15 protein-coding genes are annotated in these 20,324 nt (G+C 36.9%); 11 read left to right on the forward strand and 4 right to left on the reverse strand.

The annotated features are described in order from the left end of the window. Positions 1-2: 2 nt before the first annotated feature. Entirely contained in the window at positions 3-242 is a 240-nt protein-coding gene (locus TY11_RS13520; protein WP_010094280.1) for a DUF362 domain-containing protein, read from the forward strand. Between the two features lie 144 nt (positions 243-386). On the opposite strand, the gene TY11_RS20425 is transcribed toward TY11_RS13520, so the two are convergent. Next, the gene (locus tag TY11_RS20425) at positions 387-527 is read right to left on the reverse strand and encodes a hypothetical protein (protein ID WP_155982701.1); all 141 of its coding nucleotides are present in this window, start codon (positions 525-527) and stop codon (positions 387-389) included. A gap of 261 nt (positions 528-788) precedes the next feature. Between TY11_RS20425 and TY11_RS13525 the strand changes: the two genes are divergently transcribed. Further along, the gene (locus TY11_RS13525) at positions 789-1,154 is read left to right on the forward strand and encodes a carboxymuconolactone decarboxylase family protein (RefSeq protein ID WP_042147048.1); all 366 of its coding nucleotides are present in this window, start codon (positions 789-791) and stop codon (positions 1,152-1,154) included. A gap of 84 nt (positions 1,155-1,238) precedes the next feature. Here the strand turns inward: TY11_RS13525 and TY11_RS13530 are convergent, their stop codons facing one another. Then, entirely contained in the window at positions 1,239-3,299 is a 2,061-nt protein-coding gene (locus TY11_RS13530) for a thioredoxin domain-containing protein (protein WP_042147050.1), read from the reverse strand. Positions 3,300-3,386: 87 nt separating this feature from the next. Continuing rightward, on the reverse strand, positions 3,387-4,391 hold the full coding sequence (locus TY11_RS13535; protein ID WP_042147052.1) for a tetratricopeptide repeat protein: 1,005 nt from the start codon (positions 4,389-4,391) through the stop codon (positions 3,387-3,389). Between the two features lie 313 nt (positions 4,392-4,704). Here TY11_RS13535 and TY11_RS13540 point away from each other — a divergent pair, with 313 nt between their 5' ends. The 3 genes from TY11_RS13540 to TY11_RS13550 all read left to right on the forward strand — a co-directional run bounded on the left by TY11_RS13540 (position 4,705) and on the right by TY11_RS13550 (position 8,773). After that, positions 4,705-6,201, forward strand: coding sequence for a peptide MFS transporter (locus tag TY11_RS13540; protein WP_042147055.1), 1,497 nt, complete (start codon positions 4,705-4,707; stop codon positions 6,199-6,201). A 161-nt stretch (positions 6,202-6,362) separates the two neighbouring features. After that, positions 6,363-7,118, forward strand: coding sequence for an acyl-[acyl-carrier-protein] thioesterase (locus tag TY11_RS13545; RefSeq protein ID WP_042147057.1), 756 nt, complete (start codon positions 6,363-6,365; stop codon positions 7,116-7,118). Between the two features lie 122 nt (positions 7,119-7,240). Then, positions 7,241-8,773, forward strand: coding sequence for an alpha-amylase family glycosyl hydrolase (locus TY11_RS13550; protein ID WP_042147141.1), 1,533 nt, complete (start codon positions 7,241-7,243; stop codon positions 8,771-8,773). 54 nt (positions 8,774-8,827) lie between these two features. Here TY11_RS13550 and TY11_RS13555 read toward each other — a convergent pair whose 3' ends face one another. Continuing rightward, complete coding sequence (locus tag TY11_RS13555) at positions 8,828-10,600, reverse strand: glycoside hydrolase family 13 protein (protein ID WP_042147059.1); 1,773 nt, start codon at positions 10,598-10,600, stop codon at positions 8,828-8,830. Between the two features lie 268 nt (positions 10,601-10,868). Here TY11_RS13555 and TY11_RS13560 point away from each other — a divergent pair, with 268 nt between their 5' ends. From TY11_RS13560 to TY11_RS13585, 6 genes are all read left to right on the forward strand, one after another. Then, positions 10,869-12,155 carry an extracellular solute-binding protein gene (locus TY11_RS13560; RefSeq protein ID WP_042147062.1) on the forward strand — a complete coding sequence of 429 codons (1,287 nt, stop codon included), beginning with the start codon at positions 10,869-10,871 and terminating at the stop codon, positions 12,153-12,155. Positions 12,156-12,391: 236 nt separating this feature from the next. Beyond that, positions 12,392-13,690 carry a carbohydrate ABC transporter permease gene (locus TY11_RS13565; RefSeq protein WP_042147065.1) on the forward strand — a complete coding sequence of 433 codons (1,299 nt, stop codon included), beginning with the start codon at positions 12,392-12,394 and terminating at the stop codon, positions 13,688-13,690. 5 nt (positions 13,691-13,695) lie between these two features. Then, positions 13,696-14,538 carry a sugar ABC transporter permease gene (locus TY11_RS13570; protein ID WP_042147144.1) on the forward strand — a complete coding sequence of 281 codons (843 nt, stop codon included), beginning with the start codon at positions 13,696-13,698 and terminating at the stop codon, positions 14,536-14,538. A gap of 406 nt (positions 14,539-14,944) precedes the next feature. Then, positions 14,945-16,597, forward strand: a complete 1,653-nt coding sequence (locus TY11_RS13575) for a glycoside hydrolase family 13 protein (RefSeq protein ID WP_042147068.1) — start codon at positions 14,945-14,947, stop codon at positions 16,595-16,597. Between the two features lie 76 nt (positions 16,598-16,673). Next, positions 16,674-19,007: a glycoside hydrolase family 31 protein gene (locus TY11_RS13580; protein WP_042147070.1), complete on the forward strand. Its 2,334-nt coding sequence runs from the start codon at positions 16,674-16,676 to the stop codon at positions 19,005-19,007. Positions 19,008-19,032: 25 nt separating this feature from the next. After that, entirely contained in the window at positions 19,033-20,052 is a 1,020-nt protein-coding gene (locus tag TY11_RS13585) for a LacI family DNA-binding transcriptional regulator (protein ID WP_042147073.1), read from the forward strand. Positions 20,053-20,324 lie beyond the last annotated feature (272 nt).

Genomic DNA, 20,324 nt, shown 5'->3' on the forward strand with positions numbered 1-20,324 from the left:
AGATGGCTTTCGTTATTTTAGATCCATGCAGACAAGAAAAAGCAGCTGAATGTGTCAGTGTCTGCCCAGTTGATTGTATAGAAGAGGGGCCAGATCAATTCTACATAGATCCAGATATTTGTATTGACTGTGGAGCTTGTAAAGCAGCATGTCCAGTTGCGGCAATTGAGGAAGAATATGATTTGACACCAGAACAAGAAATTTTCTTAGAAAAAGCAGAAGAGTTTTTTGCGAATCGTTAATATATTATAGTAGAAAATCCCGCTAGCAAAGTTGCTAACGGGATTTTATGTATGTTGGTAATGTTCCCAGTATGTTATTCAGGAGTATTAAGATGGAGAACGATGTAAAAGTACTCTCTGGGAGGATGATTAAACTTTTTAATTCTATTCTTCTTCGACACTAACTGCTAGTTTACTAGATATCCAACGTTTTGCCGTTGCCTCATCAACTTCATATACTTTTCCTGCACGAAAAAGCTCACCATGATAGGCAGTTTGAACATTCATTTTTACTTTGATCATCATAGTAAAAAACCCCTTCCTTATTCTATTATAACGAACAATAGAAAGTTTTTCTAATCATTTATTTGGATAATAGTGTCTTTTGCAAAAATAAGTACTCTTCAATTACTCGTTTTGCTTCTATGAATAACAATCTATTTCTACTAGTAGAATAATGGTTATGTGATTTGATATTTATTTTTCCAGATATCAAGAGTACTCTTTGGTGTTTTGTTCATACTAACTTTAGATTTTTAAAATATAATTAATGGAGATGAGTTAGATATGGAAATGGAAGCTAGAAATGCTACCGAAGAAGCATTACTTGATTATAAAGCTGGGCTAGGTACATTTACAAAGAAAATGCCAAAGTTAGCAGAGCTGTATAATGCCTTTACTCAAGAGTGTTTTAAGGAGGGTGTTTTGTCTCAAAAGGAGAAGCAACTTATTGCATTAGGCATAAGTTTGTATTCTCAAGATGAATATTGCATTATTTATCATCTAAAAGGCTGTCTTGATCAAGGGTGCTCGGAGGAAGAAATTCTAGAGGCTGTCGGAGTGACAGCCGCATTTGGTGGCGGGGCTGCAATGAGTCAGGCGGTTACACTTGTTCAAGAGAGCATGGAGGATTTAAACCAACTGAAACAGTAAAGTGGCTGTTTGTAAGACATGAAAGAGAGGTGAAACTTGCACCTCTCTTTAAATGTTAGATATGGTTAATTTAGTCCTAGATTTCTAATGCATTGGTAATATTGTTGAAAGTGCCTGACTGATATCTGTAGTCGGTTGTTGACATGCAAAATTTTCACAAACATAAATCGTTGTTTTGTCATGCAACTTTTTATATTCTGCAGCGAACGGAGCTACAGTATTAAACACACTAGAATCTTCTGCAATAAGTAAAGAGATGTCCGGTATGAACTTTTCAGCAAGCGTGTTGAGCATTTGATTCGATGAATCGTTCCGGCCTAAAATCACCACTTCTTTTGTCGGGTTCTCCGTTAGAAGCAAACTCTGGATAAAGAAAGTCCCTGCAGATGCTTGCCTATTTATATCCTCAAAGAAGGTATAATACATTTCATCTACTTTATCCAGATAAGCAGTCTCTCCAGTTAAATAACCCATTTGAACAAGGACAAATGCCGCTACACTATTTCCAGAAGGAGTAGCAGCATCATAGATTTCCTTATCATTGGAAATTAGCTTTTCATTATCTTTTCCACTAAAGAAATAGCCACCATTTTCATCATCCCAGAATAAATCATTCATTTGATTAACAAGAGATTTTCCTTTTTTTAAGTAGTTCAAGTTATACGTCGCCTGATAAAGCTCGAGATATGCCAAAGTGAGGTAAGCATAATCATCCAAATAACCTTTATATTTGGTTTCACCATCCCGGCACCGCGCCATTAAGCGGTCTTCCACTATAATCCTTGATTCAATAAATTGAATAGCTCTATCGGCCATAGTCAAATAATCTTCCGAATGAAATACGCTACCAGCTTTAGCTAAACCAGCAATCATCATGGCGTTCCATGAGGTTAGTATTTTATCATCAACATGAGGATAATTTCGCTTTTTACGTTCGACCAAAAGTTTTTGTCTTGCTTCTTCCAAGTGTTCGTTTAACTCATTCAGTGAGAGATCGAACTCTTCGGCAACACTTTCTGGATTTGATTTGATTAGGTTAGGTATATTTTTTCCTTCAAAATTACCATATGGGGATATGCCATAGACTGTCGTGTAAATCTCGCCTAATTCTTCCCCTAATATCTCGTATATTTCTTCATCTTTCCAGACATAATATCTTCCTTCTACACCTTCAGAATCCGCATCAATAGCAGAATAAAAAGCACCATCTGTACTAGTCATTTCCCGTTTGGTAAAATCTATTATTTGTTCAGCGATTTGTTTATAAAACGGATTCTTTGTAATTTGATAGCATTCGGTATACACCGATAGTAAGAGGGCATTATCATAAAGCATTTTCTCAAAATGTGGGACGAGCCACTTCTCATCGGTCGAATACCTGGCAAATCCATAGCCAACATGGTCCCAAATACCACCTGCAGCCATGTTCTGCAATGAACTTTCAACCATCTTTAATGCAGCAATTTTACCGGTGAAATAGTAATAACGTAGTAGGAACAATAAATTCTGTGGTTGTGGAAACTTTGGTGCTTCCCAAAAGCCACCATATGAAAAATCAAATCCACGCCCTAATTGTTGAAAGGCTTTGTCTGCCGTTTCAATCGTTAATCGGTCTTTACTCTTTTCACGGGTGGTACTTTCTAATGCTTGTCTTACACTTTCGGTTACCTCAGAGATATGCTCAGGATCTGTAGAATACTTGTTATGTAATTGTTCCAAAGCCTCGATTAACCCAGGTCTACCATATTTACTTTCTTTAGGAAAATACGTCCCGGCATAAAATGGTATTTTTTCTGGTGTCATAAAAATATTGAGTGGCCAACCACCATGTCCGGCCATCATCTGGCAAACTTTCATATAGATGGAGTCAATATCTGGTCGTTCTTCCCGGTCTACTTTTATGGATATGTAATGTTCATTTAGTAATTTTGCAACTTCTTCATCTTCGAAGGATTCATGTGCCATGACATGGCACCAATGGCAAGTGCTGTAGCCAATTGAAAGAAATATAGGCTTGTTCTCTTCGCTCGCTTTTAAGAAGGCTTCCTCACTCCAGGGATACCAGTTTACAGGATTATGTGCATGTTGAAGTAAGTAAGGTGACTTTTCTTCAATTAATTTATTTGATGTTTTATTTTCTTTCACTCGGTTCCCACCTTTTTATACAAACTTGTATATACAATTATGTTACCCAAACTAAATAAAAAATGACAGAAAGATGTAAAAGCAATCCTATAACACCCGCAATCTCTCCTTCGCTTGTTTATCCCCTTTTAATGCCGCTTTTTGATACCAGGTCTTTGCTTTTTTTAGGTTTATTGGTGTCCCAATCCCATTCTCATAACAATGCCCAAGATTAAATTCTCCATATGAGTCTCCATGATCTGCAGCCATTTTATACCATGAGATTGCTTCTTCCCCTAAGCCATTTTCCACTGCTTCATGCCCTAGTTTATTGGCTGCAAATACATCACCAGCAAGGGCTGATTTTATATACCAACTTCTTGATTCGTTAAGGTCACTCTTAGTTCCAACCCCATTTTCATACATATACCCCAATGTATACATTGCCTCGGGGACTTCTTTTTCTGCAGCTTGCATAAAAAGTTCCAATGCACGGTTAGCATTCTTATCTACATATTCACCACGTAAATACATATCCGCATAGTTATTCATTGCATCTGGATAACCTTTTTCGGCGGCTTCTTTATAACAAAAATAGGTCTTTCCTAAATCCTTACCTACCACTTTTCCCATATAGTAATAATTACCCAACCAATAAAGAGCCTCTGGGTTCCCTGCTTTCGCTGATGCTTCGAACCAGGGAAATGCCCAATCATCATGTTCAATGTTTCTATACAAGTGGCCAAGCTCTAATTGCGCATTTACATTACCAATTACGGCATATTGATAGAGTGAAATAGCTTCCTCTAATTCTTCATCCTCCATATAAATAATCGATAATTCATCTGTTGGCTTAATGATTTCTATTAAAGTAGTAAGTAAATTACGTGTAATTATTGGGCTGTATTCACCTTTTACTTCAGTTAAATTAGATAGTTGTTTGTATAATAAGTTAATATCATCAGGAAATGTTTGAGTAGGAGAGACGCACTCCTTAAATATCGATTGTATATTATCAATCAAGTCTTCGCTTTTTATCAAATTTTCTAATTGTTTTGCAGTATTTATGAAACCTTTGTTATATAATTCCTTTTGCAAATCGTGCACGTTCACCAAACAGTCACCTTTCTACATCTGATTTTCTAGAGTATCTCATATTTTATATGGATAAGCACGGAATTGACAAAAAAGAAAATATTATATGTATTTCCATATTCTACCTCCTAGTTAAATACAATAACGTGGAAATACTAATCCCTATACCGCTTACATAAGAAGATTTCGCCATCTTACTACTTTTTAGAACAATTCCACTTCTTGATAATCCCTTTACGTGAACGGATATATATTTTAAACTGTTTTAGTCGACTCCTTGAGAGTTTTCAGTTTATTTACGAAATTTAAACATCAGGAGGCTTTTACTTCAATGAAATCACATGATAAGGAGTCCATTCTAAAAACCATCCCTCAAAAAGGTTTTTTTGGTCATCCAAAAGGTTTATCAACGCTATTCTTTACTGAGTTCTGGGAACGTTTCTCGTACTATGGAATGCGTGCCATTTTGCTATTCTATATGTACTATGAAGTTAAAGACGGCGGACTAGGTATTGATCAAACAACTGCAAATTCCATTATGGCGATCTATGGATCGCTCGTTTATATGTCAGGTATTATCGGTGGTTGGATAGCTGACCGAATTCTAGGTACTGCACGAACCGTATTCCATGGTGGAGTTCTCATCATGGTCGGTCACGTCATTCTAGCATTACCACTAGGTGCACCAGGATTATTTATCTCCATGTTCTTTATCATCATCGGAACAGGTTTACTGAAACCAAACGTTGGTGGTATGGTTGGGGATCTTTACAGCATGAAAGACCCACGTCGTGATTCTGGTTTCAGTATCTACTATATGGGTATTAACATGGGTGCATTCATTGCTCCATATATTGTTGGAACACTAGGTGAGGAAGTTAACTTCCACTTAGGATTTGGTGTTGCAGCAATTGGTATGGCTATTGGTTTAATTGTGTATGTTATCACTCGAAAGAAGTTTCTTGGACTTGCTGGTTCCGTTGTGCCCAATCCATTAACGAAACCTGAAAAAGGTCGTATTACGAAGATTGTTCTTCTTGTGCTTGTTGCCTTAGGAATTGTTGGCTGGGCTGGAATTTCTGGTGGTTGGTTAACCGTTGAACGTGTTATATTTTCCATTAGTATTCTAGGAATTATTATTCCAACTGCATACTTTATTTTTATGTATCGTAGTCCTAAAACTAGTAAAGATGAAAAATCTCGTCTGCTAGCATATATACCATTGTTTGTAGCAGCTATGGTATTCTGGGCAATTGCAGAACAACAATCAAGTATCCTTGCGACATTCGCAAATGAACGTACAAACTTAAACTTTATGGGATTAGAGCTTAAAGCATCGTGGTTCCAATCTCTAAATCCATTATTCATTATTATGTTCGCACCATTATTTGCAGGTTTGTGGACTAAACTCGGGGACAAGCAACCATCTGTTGCTCATAAATTCTCATTCGGACTTGTTTTTGCCGGTTTAGCATTTATTGTAATGATGCTACCAGCATACCTAAACGGTGGTACAGGAACATTAGTAAGTCCACTATGGCTAGTATTATGTTTCTTCCTAATTGTAATGGGGGAACTATTAATTTCACCAGTAGGGTTATCTGCATCAACAAAACTTGCACCTGCTGCCTTTGCTGCACAGATGATGAGTCTATGGAATCTTTCCAATTCATCCGCACAAGCTATCAATGCACAGGTTGTACGTTTCTATACAGAAGAAACCGAAATCATGTACTTCGGTGTAATTGGTGGTATTGCTATCCTATTAGGTATTTTGCTATTTCTTTTCTCTCCTAAGTTAAAGGAATTTATGAGAGGTTTAAACTAATAAATAATATAATAAAGAGGCCGACTCTTGGAACAGGTATTCCTGGTTTAAGAGTCGGCTTTTTTGTACAAAAACCACCATAAGATAAAACATCAACCAAGTCTTTCATACCTCTTTTATGGTAATGTTAACTATAGAAATGGTAATTAGGAGAGAGATATATGAAACAAACCATTCAATACAAGAAAAACTACCACATCGAGCTAGGTGATGTTGATTTTAAAAAGGAACTACGATTAAGTGCATTATTTGGATACTTTCAAGACGTAGCCAATTTGGCCGCCGAGAGTCTTGGTGTGGGAATTACCCAGTTGGTAGAAAACTATGGTGTTGCCTTTGTGCTGATGCGGATACGTGTGGATGTTATTCGAAATCCTAAACTGGACGAAGAGGTAACTATTAAAACTTGGCCACTTAAGCCAAGAAAGCTAGAGTTTGAACGTGATTATCTAGTATATGATAAAAATGGAAAGGTAATTGCTCGTGCAGTGTCTGTATGGGTGATTATGGATTTAAAGAAGCGTCGCTTAAAACGTAGTGAGGCAATTAATTTGGAGTATCCGGAACTAATTGAAGATAGAGCAATAGAAGTATCCATTGGAAAACTGAAGGGAACAGAGAATCTACAGACTGCCTATCATAAGACCATTGGATATAGTGATATAGATTTCAATGGACATTTAAATAATTCCAAATATGTGGATTATATTATGGATTGCTTCCAATTAGCCGAGCATAAAAGATATCGTATCAGTTCAATTGAAGTAAACTATTTAAACGAAGCTCTACCAGGGGATACATTAATTTTAAAGAAGGATTTATCCAATATGGATCAAAACATTATATTTGTTGAAGGATTAAGGGAAGAGGATGAGAAGGTAGTCTTTCGTTCGCAAGTGAAAATCGAAGAGAATTAAGCATTAGGAACTGGAAAGGTCAGTATTTGGCTTTTTCAGTTCTTCTTGTTTAGATAAAAAATCTACCAAAAAAGTGACAATTAAGATAGAATGGTCTAGAAAAACAAGGAGGGGGGAAAATGATGAGGAAAATATTAAGCGCTTTCATAATTCTATCACTATTATGTTTCGTCCCTATACCAGTTCATGCGGAAGAAAAAGATACATGGGAAGATGAAATGATTTATTTTATTATGATTGATCGTTTCCATAATGGTGATACCTCTAATGATTATGAAGTGGAAGTAAACGACCCAAGGGCATATCATGGTGGGGATTTTCAGGGTATTATTGAAAAACTGGATTATATTAAAGAAATGGGATTTACTTCAATATGGCTAACTCCAATTGTTAAAAATGAACCAAAGGGATACCACGGCTATTGGACAGAAGATTTCTATGAAGTGGAAGAGCATTTTGGAAAACTAGAAGATTTCAAGTCATTAGTGGAGGAAGCTCATAACCGGGATATGAAGATTATTTTGGACCTAGTTGTCAATCATACTGGTTATCAACATTCATGGATTACAGACCCAGAGAAGCAGGACAGGTTTCATGAAGACCAAACGATATATGATTGGGATAATCAAGAAAATGTAGAGAATGGTAGACTAGCAGGTCTCCCTGACTTGGCCCAAGAAAATCCTGAAACTCGAAAGTACTTGTTAGACATGGCAAAATGGTGGATTGAAGAAACAGATATCGATGGCTACCGTCTTGATACGGTTAAGCATGTACCAAAGGATTTTTGGGAGGAATTTGCAGCGGAAGTGAAGTCAGTCAAAGAAGATTTCTTTTTAATTGGAGAGGTCTGGCATAACGATCCCAACTATGTTGCCGATTACACGAAAACAGGGATTGATTCTTTTGTCGATTATCCATTCTATAACGAGGCAACACGAATCTTTAGCAATTCGGACCAACGTATTGGACGCTATATGCATAGTATTTGGGAACGTAATACCACACTATATGAGAATCCATTTGTACTTGGAAACTTTATCGATAATCATGATAATAAGCGTTTTACCCGTTCCGTACTGGAAAATGGAGAGGATCCAATCACTCGGTCGAAATTAGCTTTAACGTATTTGTATACAGCACCTGGAATTCCAATTATCTACTATGGAACTGAAATAGCCATGGATGGTGGTGAAGATCCAGATAATCGCCGAATGATGGAATTCAAAGACCATGAACTAATAACCTATATTTCTACTTTAGCTGAATTGAGAAAGAACCACCCTGCCTTAACGAAAGGTGAATTTAATATGCTAGTTGATCAAATTGGTACGTCGGTATTTTTGCGAACGTATGAGGATGAGCAAATTTTAATAGCAATTAATAATACAACTGAGAATCAAGAAGTAGTTCTTACAGATGAGGAATTACCAACCAATAGTAAGTTAGTTGCTAAACTAGGGGAAGATACTATTATGAAAAGCGATTATGGGTATGTACTTCATCTGCCGAAAGAAACCTCTGAGATTTATGTAGTTAAAGAAGTAGAGAAAGAGGATATGACTAGTTCTTCAAATATATGGTACTACCTGGTTACCGGTTTGGGTGTTGTCTTATTTATCATTTGGTATGTGAGCCGTAAGAGAAGAGTATAAAGGAAAAAGGACTGAAATTGAAGTAAAAGTTTTTTCAGTCCTTTTATTATTTATCTAAAGTTCTTGTTCGATAATCTTAAATCCTAGTCCATTTACGTTTATAGATGTGCAAGTAAGGCTTTGTTTTTGAACAACACCATAATCTAGTAGCCATTCATTTAAGGTTTTACTAACAGGTGATAATTTTGCAATAGGTAGACTTATGGATTCTGTACTATTATTAATAATAAAGATTAGACGTTTATCCGTATTAAACTTCTCGTAAACGATATAATTTTTGTCATTATTAACATGTAAAAATCGAAAGGCCCCACCATTACCAAAAACTGGCTCCTGTTTTCGAAACTGGATTAGTGTCTTAATATATTCAAATAGATTATGATCCTGTTTATCTTTATCCCATTCCATACATGCACGGCATCCCGGATCCTGACCACCATCCATCCCTATCTCATCACCATAATAGATACATGGGGATCCAATGAAGGATAGCTGGAATAAATATAGTAGTTTTACTCGCTCTTGATTACCATTAGCTAAGCTTAAAATACGTGGTGTATCATGGCTATCCAACAGATTAAATGCTACTTCATTTACATTTTTAGGATACATATGCTGAACTTTAACAATAGAATCCTGAAAAGCCTGTGCAGAAACCTCAGCTTTAGCAAAAAAGTTAATAGCACTGTTAGTAAATGGGTAATTCATCACCGCATCAAACTGGTCTCCTTGAAGCCAAGGCATCGAATCATGCCATATTTCCCCAAGTATATATGCGTCTGGTTTAATAGACTTAACCGTTCTTCTAAAGTCCCGCCAAAAGGCATGATCGACTTCGTTAGCTACATCTAATCGCCAGCCATCAATATCAAATTCCTCCACCCAATAACGTGCAACGTTTAATAAGTAGTTTCTTACCTCTTGATTTTCCGTATTTAACTTTGGCATAGAGGGTACAAAGGCAAAAGTATCATAGTTTGGACGTGGATCGGTTACTACTGGGAACTCCCAAAGATGGAACCAGTTTTTGTAGCTTGATTTATCCTGATTCTTTAATACGTCTTGGAAAGGCGCAAAGTAAAAACCACTATGATTGAATACAGCATCTAGCATCACGCGGATGCCACGCTTATGGCATTCCTGTACCAGTTTACTGAACACTTCTTTATCACCGAATTGGGGATCGATTTCCATATAATCAATTGTGTCGTACTTGTGATTAGAATGCGCTTTGAATATTGGGGTAAAGTAAATTCCACTGATACCTAGCTCAACTAAATGGTCAAGGTGATTGATAACTCCTTGAAAGTCTCCTCCAAAGAAATTGGAGGGCGTTGGATCTGCGCTACCCCAAGGTAATGTTCCTTTAGGATTAATTGTAGGATTCCCATTCCCAAATCGTTCTGGAAAAATTTGATACCAAACTGTATCCTTAACCCAATCAGGTGCTTGAAAAACATCAGCAGCATTTAAGTAAGGGAAGCAAAAATAATTAGCGATATCTTTTGGTTGTTGATTAAATAGACCGCCTTCCATGTAATAGCAAGTCTCCTTATCATCTTGTAAACGGAAACCATAGCGCATTCTTCTGAATGATGGTTTAACTTCGACCAACCAATAATCATAATGAGATGTTGACCCTGTTTTCTTCATTTCCAATGTTTCTGTTTGCCATGCATTATCTACCCAATCATAGGGGTCCCCATAAATTAATTCAACAGATCCCACATCACTTTGTTTTGTTTGTAGTAAAATATGAAGGGTTTCCTTATTATAGGCGTAGGCAAAATTATTTTTAGGACGATGGAAGATAGCCTCCTTTATCATTGTAAACACTCCTTTTTTGTAGAATCGTTTGCATTAAAACTAAATCTCTTGAACATAAGATCTCAAAAGTCCTTTTTACTAGTATAGCAGATAACTAATTTATTGTAAGCGTTATCTAATAGAGTTTTAACTGGTATTAATCGAAACTATGAAAAGGCTTGCAATAATCTATAAAACTTGTATAATGAAATAGAAATGATTGTGCAAACGTTTTCCTAAAATGATTTGTGCAAGCGTTATCACTACATCCTTTGGGGGGTAAATTAAAATGAAGAAATGGTTAGGATTATTGGTTGCATTAGTACTTTTTGTAGTACTTGCAGCTTGTGGACCAGATGAAGCGAAAGAGTCAGATAAGAAAGACTCAACTTCACCAAATAGTGGAGAATCTGCAGAAAGCAGTATGCCTGAAAAACCAGAAAGTCTAACTATTTGGGTTAATGCAGAGGAAAAACAAGAACAAGCGGTAAAACAAATTACTGATAAATATACCGAAGAAACTGGTATCGCAGTTGAACTTGTTCCAATTAACATGCTTGACCAAGTAGAAAAATTAGATGTTGAGGGACCTGCAGGAAATGGCCCAGACATTATTTTCCAACCGCATGATCGTATTGGTGACCTTGCAATGCGTGGTTTAGTTGATCCAGTTGATTTAAGTGATGTTGAGTCCGAGTACACTGATATCGCATTAGAAGCTGTTACGTATGATGGCGATTACTGGGGTGCTCCAGCAGTTATGGAAACTTATGCAATGTACTACAATAAATCTCTAGTTGATGCACCTGAAACAATGGAAGATATCATGTCGGTAGCTGCAGACTTTACAGATGCTAGTCAAGATAAGTATGGTTTCTTAATGGAAGCTGCTAACTTCTACTTTGTATATCCATTCTTCTCAGGGTATGGTGCTTACGTATTTGCTAACGATGGTGAAAACTATGATATTGCTGATGTAGGTTTAGCAAATGATGGTGCAAAAGAAGGTGGAGACTTAGTACAATCTTGGTTCAACAATGGATATATTCCACAAGATTTAACACCTGATATTATGAATGGTCTATTTAAAGAAGGAAAAGTAGCTACAGTACTTAATGGTCCTTGGATGGTTCGTGAATATCAAGAAGCACTAGGTGAAGACTTAGGTGTTGTACCTCTTCCACTTCTAGATAATGGTGAAAATCCAAAGTCATTTGTAGGTGTAAAATCTTACATGCTATCTTACTACTCCGATAACAAAGAGTGGGCTACTGACTTAATGAAATATATTACAAATGAAGAAAACGCAATGGTTTACTATGAAGTTGCTGGGGAAATCCCTCCACGTCATGACGCAATAGAAAACCCAATCATTGCTGACGATGAAATCTATTCTGCATTTGCTGAGCAAACAAACTATGGAGAGCCAATGCCTAACGTTCCAGCAATGCAACAAGTATGGGATCCAATCAATAATGCTTTAAACTTTATCTCTAAAGGTGAGCCTGTTGATGAAGTAATGGATGAAGCTGTAGAAATGATTTTAAGCAATATTGAAGCTTCAGGTGCTAACTAATACTAAACCTTAAGGTATATGGGGGCTTCGTGCTCCCATATCCTATTTCACTACCTTTTCAGAAAAAACTAGTTTATTAAATTTATTGAACCAACAAGAAGTTCATCAGGTACGTAATGAAATTTTAGCCGGAATTAGAATCGATAACGTTAAAATTTCACGTATGGAAGTATAAAGAAAACTAATCGTTTCGCCAAAGAGAGGTGAATATCAAGTTTTCTAAGGAGGAAACAAACATGGCACAGAATCAAGAAAAGAGGAAAACAGGACTAAGCCAACCTCGAAATATCGCTACACTGTTATCTGTCATTGTTCCAGGTTCAGGACAGCTATACAATCGTAGAATACTAAAAGGATTGATCTTTCTACTCGTAACGATATCCTTTTTAGTCGCTACATGGGACTACTTAGATATCGGTATTTGGGGATTGTTTACATTAGGAACAATTCCACGTGAGCACCATTCGATACAACTGTTATTACAGGGACTTATCTCGTTAATTGTGTTGTTCTTCGGGATTATTATTTATATCTATAATATTCGTGATGCAAGGAAGGATGCAATAGCAAGAGAAGAAGGTAGAAAGAAACCAACTCTACTAAAAGGAATGCTAGATTTCTATGATGGTGGATTTCCGTATTTTATGATCATTCCTGGTTTAATAATGCTAGTATTCATCGTAGTATTACCATTACTGTTTATGCTTGCGTTAGCGTTTACCGATTATAATCAATACAATGCACCGCCTCGTAATCTATTGTCTTGGGTAGGCTTTAATAACTTTGTAGACTTAGTGAATATTGGTGTTTGGAAAGATACCTTCTTTAATGTATTTACTTGGACGATTGTATGGACAGTTGTGGCTACCTCATTACAAATTGTCCTCGGATTTTTCTTAGCTATGTTAGTGAATGACAAGCGAATTAAGTTTAAACGAACTATCCGTACAGTTCTTATTTTACCATGGGCTGTACCGGCGTTTGTTTCCATCTTAATATTCTCTGCATTATTTAACCCTACCTTTGGGGCGATTAACCGTGATATCTTAAGTCAGTTTGAAATAATGATTCCGTGGTTATCCGATCCATTCTGGGCTAAAATTGCACTCATTATGATTCAAACTTGGTTAGGTTTCCCATTTGTGTTTGCCTTGTTTACTGGAGTACTCCAAAGTGTTCCGGCAGATATGTATGAAGCTGCTGATGTAGATGGTGGTTCAAGGTGGCAAAAATTACGCCATATTACATTACCACACGTGCTTTATGCAACAGCACCTCTATTAATCATGCAATATGCTGGTAACTTTAATAACTTTAATATTATTTATTTATTTAATGAAGGTAACCCTGCTGTCCGCGGACAAAATGCCGGGGGCACTGACATATTAATCTCGTGGGTGTACAAGTTAACATTTGAAACGAATAACTACAATATGGCAGCTGCGATTACCATTATTATGGGGCTTCTTGTTATGGGATTTGCTTTCTTCCAATTCAGAAAAACTGCTGCATTTAAAGAGGAGGGACGTTACTAATGGCTATGGGACGTAAAACGAAATCAAAAATTGAAGTAGCGTTCATCTATATCTTTTTCCTAATTATGTTTGTCATCATTGGTTATCCGCTATTCTGGGCAATTATGATGAGTATTAACCCAGGAACGAATATGTTAGTAACCGATTTATTTCCGGATAATCCAACATTAGAGCACTATAAGTGGTTATTCACCGATCCAAATAGTAATTATTTATTGTGGTATAAAAATAGTTTATTTGTAGCTATTTTAAATGCTGTTGGTTCTGTTGTAATCACATCATTAATTGCTTATGCATTCTCTCGTTATAAGTTTATTGGTCGTAAGTATGGGTTGTATATGTTCTTACTACTTCAAATGTTTCCAGCACTAATGGGGATGGTAGCTCTATATATCCTACTAAATACAATTGGTTTAACAGATTCATTATGGGGATTATTACTAATCTACCTAGGTGGACAAATTCCATTTAATGCTTGGTTAGTAAAAGGGTACTTTGACACGATCCCTAAAGAATTAGATGAAGCAGCAAAAATCGATGGTGCTGGACACTTGCGAATTTTCTGGACAATCATGCTTCCTTTAGCGAAGCCAATCTTGGCAGTAGTAGCATTATTTAACTTCATGGCACCATTCATGGACTTCCTACTACCAAGAATTGTTTTAACTAGTCCAGAAAATTACACACTAGCACTAGGTCTGTACAACTTTATTAATGATCAGTTCTCGACTAACTTTACACGATTTGCAGCTGGTGCAATCCTCATTGCAATACCAATTGCACTTGTATTCTTAGTACTACAACGTTACCTAATATCTGGATTAACATCTGGAGCGACAAAGGGATAATTGGATTAAATGACGAGTCTGGGACAACTGTGTTTCTAATAAAGGTAAATTCGAACATTTAATTAGTGCATCAAACCCGCCCTGGAAATATACTGCGCTATTACTTTCGAGCACAGGGAGACATCTGCTCGACGTAACCGTCGCAGTGTCTATCTTGCTGCGGGCGGCTGGTAAGCCTCGAGAGAACAGGATGTTGGTCACAAAGGCGTTTGTCACAGGATGTGGCGTTCTTAGCCTTTGAACCCCTATAAGCTCTTCCGGGGTCTCACCGATACCTATCCTCCCGCAGGAGTCTCCGTATATTTCCGGGGGTAATTTGAGCATTGTTCTTGTAAATCCTTTTTTAGTTCTGTTCCAGTCTTATTTCTAAAAACAACCAGAATAATGATAAGCAAGGAGAATTCTTATGAACAAAGTATGGTGGAAGGAAGCAGTTGCCTATCAAGTTTATCCACGTAGTTTTATGGATTCAAATGGAGATGGGATTGGAGATATAAAAGGTGTGGTCTCTAAATTAGACTACCTAAAAGACCTTGGAATAGATGTTATTTGGATTAGCCCAATCTATAGATCTCCTAACGATGATAATGGTTACGATATTAGTGATTATCAAGATATTATGGATGAGTTTGGTACGATGGAAGACTTCGATTTACTTCTTTCTGAGGTACATCGTAGAGATATGAAATTAATTATGGATTTAGTTATTAACCATACATCAGACGAACACCCATGGTTCATTGAATCACGTAGTTCCAAAGATAATCCATACAGAGATTACTATATTTGGCACCCAGGCAAAGATGGAAAAGAACCGAATAATTGGGAATCGATATTTGGTGGTTCTGCATGGAAATATGATGAGAAAACAAAAGAATATTTTATGCATGTTTTCTCTAGTAAGCAACCAGATTTAAACTGGGAGAATCCAACTGTCCGTAATGAATTATACAAAATGGTCAACTGGTGGCTTGATAAAGGAATAGATGGTTTCCGAGTGGATGCAATCTCTCATATTAAAAAAGTTGCCGGTTATCCGGATATGCCTAATCCGAATAACTTGAAATATGTCCCCTCCTATGACGGACATATGAATCGTGATGGAATCCAGGTTTTCCTAGAGGAGTTGAAGCAAAATACCTTCGCAAAATATGACATCATGACAGTTGGGGAAGCAAATGGTGTAAGCCTTGAACAAGCTGATGAATGGGTCGGAGAAAAGAATGGCAAGTTCGATATGATTTTCCAATTTGAGCATTTAGGTCTTTGGAGAAAAGAAACCGAAAATGGTATCGATTTACCAGCGTTGAAGAAGACGTTGACCAAATGGCAAAAAGGGTTAGATGGAACTGGATGGAATGCCTTATTCTTAGAAAACCATGATCAAGCCCGTTCCGTATCAACTTGGGGAAATGATGGGGAATATCGTGTTGAGTCTGCTAAAGCGTTAGCAACAATGTACTTCTTAATGCATGGAACTCCTTTTATTTATCAAGGCCAAGAAATTGGAATGACTAATGTACAATTCCCATCTATTGATGATTATGATGACGTTGGAATGAGAAATTATTATAATAATGAACTGGAAAAAGGAACACCTGTTGAAGAAATTATGGAAGTAATTTGGAAAACAGGTCGCGACAATTCAAGAACACCAATGCAATGGACAACTGAAATAAACGCTGGTTTTAGTACGGGTAATCCATGGATGAAAGTAAATCCAAATTACACGGAAATTAATGTGGAAGCGGAAATGAAAAATCCAAATTCAATATATCATTATTATAAAAAGCTCATTCAATTGCGAAAAGAGTATGAAGTTCTTGTCTATGGTAGCTATGATATTACGATGGAAGACCATGATCAAATTTATGCTTATACGAGAAAGCTAGGGGATGAGATAACCGTAATTGTGACCAATTTGTATGGAAAAGAAACATCTTTTGCTTTACCAAAAGAATTAGATGTCATGAACAAGGAATTATTGCTTAGCAACTACGAAAGTAATAATGAAAATGTACTTAAACCTTATGAGGCTCGAGTTTACAAATTAGTTTAATTGATATTATTTTATAAAACTAGGTACCTATTTGTTATAGACTAAGGCACAAAAGCTAATTTATAGGAGGTATAACATGCTTGGAGATACGAGCTTTGCCATACACCCAGGTAAAGAGAAAAAAGATGATGTAGTAATTTACCAGGACATAGGCGACCTAGTCCATGTTGGAAAAGCTGGTACAACCTATTTATTTCAGTGTGTAAAGGGTAAGGTAGCTATCCAATTTTATACAGATTCAATTGTCCGAGTAACGATGAACCAAAGACAGAATCCAGAACTAAAGCACTCCAAAGCTGTTATCGTGGTCCCGGAATTAGTGGCTGTTGAGGAAGAAGATACAGAAAGAACACTGAATTTAAAGTCTTCGAAACTCGTTCTACATGTCCAGAAAAAACCATTTAGAATAAACGTATTAGATCAGAATGGTAGAGTAATTGTTTCAGAGGATAAACATGGAATGGCTTTCCGAGAAAATGGGGAAGTTATTGCATTTAAACAAATGGAAGAAAATGACCATTACTATGGATTTGGCGAAAAGTCTGGTCATTTAGATAAACGTGGTGAAAGACTAGAAATGTGGAATACGGATGTCTATGCTCCACATAATCCTGAAACAAATGCACTATATGAATCTATTCCATATTTCATGACATTACGAGATGGTAAGGCACATGGGATATTCTTTGATAATACATTTCGAACTTTCTTTGACATGAAAACATCAGAAGAATATTACTCTTTCTCCGCGGAAGGTGGACAGCTAGATTATTATGTGATGGCTGGGCCACATCCCAAAATGGTGTTGGAGCAATACACGTACTTAACGGGAAGAATGCCTTTACCACCAAAATGGTCCCTTGGCTATCACCAATCCCGTTATAGCTATGAAACAGAGGCGGAAGTTAGAGAATTAGCGAAGAACTTCATCGACAAGGATATTCCAGTTGATGTCATCCATTTAGATATTCATTATATGAATGGCTATCGCGTCTTTACATTTGATAAGGAACGCTTTCCTAATCCAGAAAAACTAATTTCTGATTTGAAGGAAATGGGAATTCGTGTTGTACCAATAGTTGATCCTGGAGTGAAAAAGGATTCGGAATATCCAATTTATCAAGAGGGTGTATTAAAAGATAATTTCTGTAAATACATCGAGGGTGACGTTTACTATGGTGAGGTTTGGCCTGGTATTAGTGCATTCCCAGATTTTACAGAGGAGCGTGTTCGTAAATGGTGGGGTGAAAAGCATGCATTCTATACTTCGATGGGGATAGAGGGTATTTGGAATGATATGAATGAGCCTGCTGTATTTAATGAAACAAAGACAATGGATGTTGAAGTGATGCACCGCAATGACGGTAATCCAACAACACACCGTGAATTACACAATGTGTATGGATTATTAATGGGGAAATCGACATATGAAGGTATGAAAGATAATCTGAATGGTAAACGCCCATTCCTTTTAACACGTGCGGGCTATGCTGGTGTTCAACGATATGGTTCGGTTTGGACAGGAGATAATCGTAGTTTCTGGGAACATCTCCAAATGTCTCTTCCGATGGTTATCAACCTTGGATTATCTGGTGTTGCGTTCACAGGGCCTGATGTTGGTGGATTTGCCCATGATACGAATGCTGAATTATTGACACGTTGGACCCAAGTTGGAGCATTTACACCATTTTTCCGTAACCATTCTGCAATTGGATTCCGTTATCAAGAGCCGTGGCAGTTTGGGGAAAAGTATGAAGAGATTATGAAGAAATATATCCAAATGCGCTATGTGTGGATGCCTCAACTTTATAGTTTGTTTTACCATGCGAGTAAATACGGGTTACCAGTAATGCGCCCATTATTTATGGAGTACCCTAATGATGATAAAACCTATAACTTAAACGATCAATTTATGATAGGTGATAATGTAATCATAGCGCCAATCTTAGCTCCATCTGTGACAGATCGCGTGGTATACTTACCTAAAGGTGAATGGGTATCGTATGCAACTGGGGAAAGCTTTGAAGGTGAAAAAGTTCACCTTGTTCATGCAGAACTAGAAGATTTGCCGATTTTTGTTCGTAAAGGTACTGCTATTATGCAGGGAGAATGGAATAAGAATCAAGATAAAGGAATAAAATCATTAATCATGAAGATCTATGCTTCTAATACAGATGAGAATTACCGTTTTACTTTCTATGATGATGATGGAGAAACATTTTCCTATGAGAATGGAGAATATTTGAAGGTTGATATAGAAGTAAAAAATTCTGGAGATAAAATTAATGTAGTCGTATTAGATATGGAGGGGAACTACCTGCCTTCGTATCAGGAAATTCATGTTGAGTTAATTGGAACAAACAATCAGGTTTCAATAAATGGAAAAGAAAGCACCGTAATAAAGTTATAAAATTGTGAGGGTAGAGGGTGAGGAAATGGTAACAATCAAAGACGTGGCAAAAGTAAGTGGGGTTTCACCCTCTACTGTTTCTCGTGTCATCGCCAATAATCCGAGAATTAGTGAAGAAACGAAGAGGAAAGTTCGTAAAGCGATGAAGGAATTAGGCTATCATCCGAATATTAGTGCTCGTAATCTAGTAGCAAAATCAACCAAAGCAATTGGTGTAATCCTACCATCTTCCGCTAACAAAGCATTACAGAATCCATTCTTTCCAGAAATTTTACGCGGGATTATGTCTGTTATTCATGAAGTTGAGTACTCTATGTCCCTTTCAACTGGTGAAACAGAGGAAGAGATTTTTCATGAAGTACAGCGGATGGTTCATGGTAGTTATGTAGATGGGGTTATTTTGCTATATTCACGAATTAATGACAAAGTCACTAATTTCTTGCGAGAACAGGACTTCCCTTTTGTGATTGTTGGTAAACCATATGACTTTGAAACAGAAATTACGCATGTTGACAATGATAATTTCAGAGCTGGAAAAGAGATTACTGAACATTTGATCAGCTTGGGACATAAACAAATTGGCTTTATTGGTGGTTCAAGGGATTTGTTCGTGACTCGTGATCGAGTAAATGGATACTTAGCAGCACTACAAGAAGCAGGTATTGAAGATTGTGAATCATTCATGATCCATACGGAATTTTTAAAATCTGGTGGTCGTGAAGCGGTAGAACATTTGATGTCACTGGATACACCTCCAACCGGATTAGTTGTCAGTGATGACCTTATCAGCTTAGGGATGCTTAGCATGCTAGAAGAGTACGGTGTTCGGGTTCCGCAAGATATTTCAATGGTTAGTTTTAACAATGTCTATCTTTCTGAGATCACTCGACCGGCATTAACGACGGTTGATATTCAAATTTATGATTTAGGAGCACAATCAGCGAAGGTATTGATTGAAAAAACCAAAAACAAAAATGAGCCAGCAAAACGGATTATCATACCTCATAAAATTGTTTACCGAGATTCAGTTAGTGAAAATTCGTAGAATTAGAAGACAATTTAATTGGTTGTTCAGAAAACGTAGAGAAAAAGCAAAATATCAGGTTAAAGTTCATATCAAAATAACCGATATGAACACCCTAAAAATCAGACAAAACGTTTGGCAAAAATCCAAACGTTTTTTAGTTCTTTCTATTTTTCTTGAATCAACGAACGCACCCGTTTGAAGTGACCCCAAAAAGTTGGACATATATTTTTAAGCTGCTTGTTGGGCAAAAGTTCGGTAGTGGACCGGACTTTTGCCTTTTAATTTTGCCT

This window comes from Paucisalibacillus algeriensis (assembly GCF_000577245.1).
Lineage (GTDB): Bacteria > Bacillota > Bacilli > Bacillales > Amphibacillaceae > Ornithinibacillus.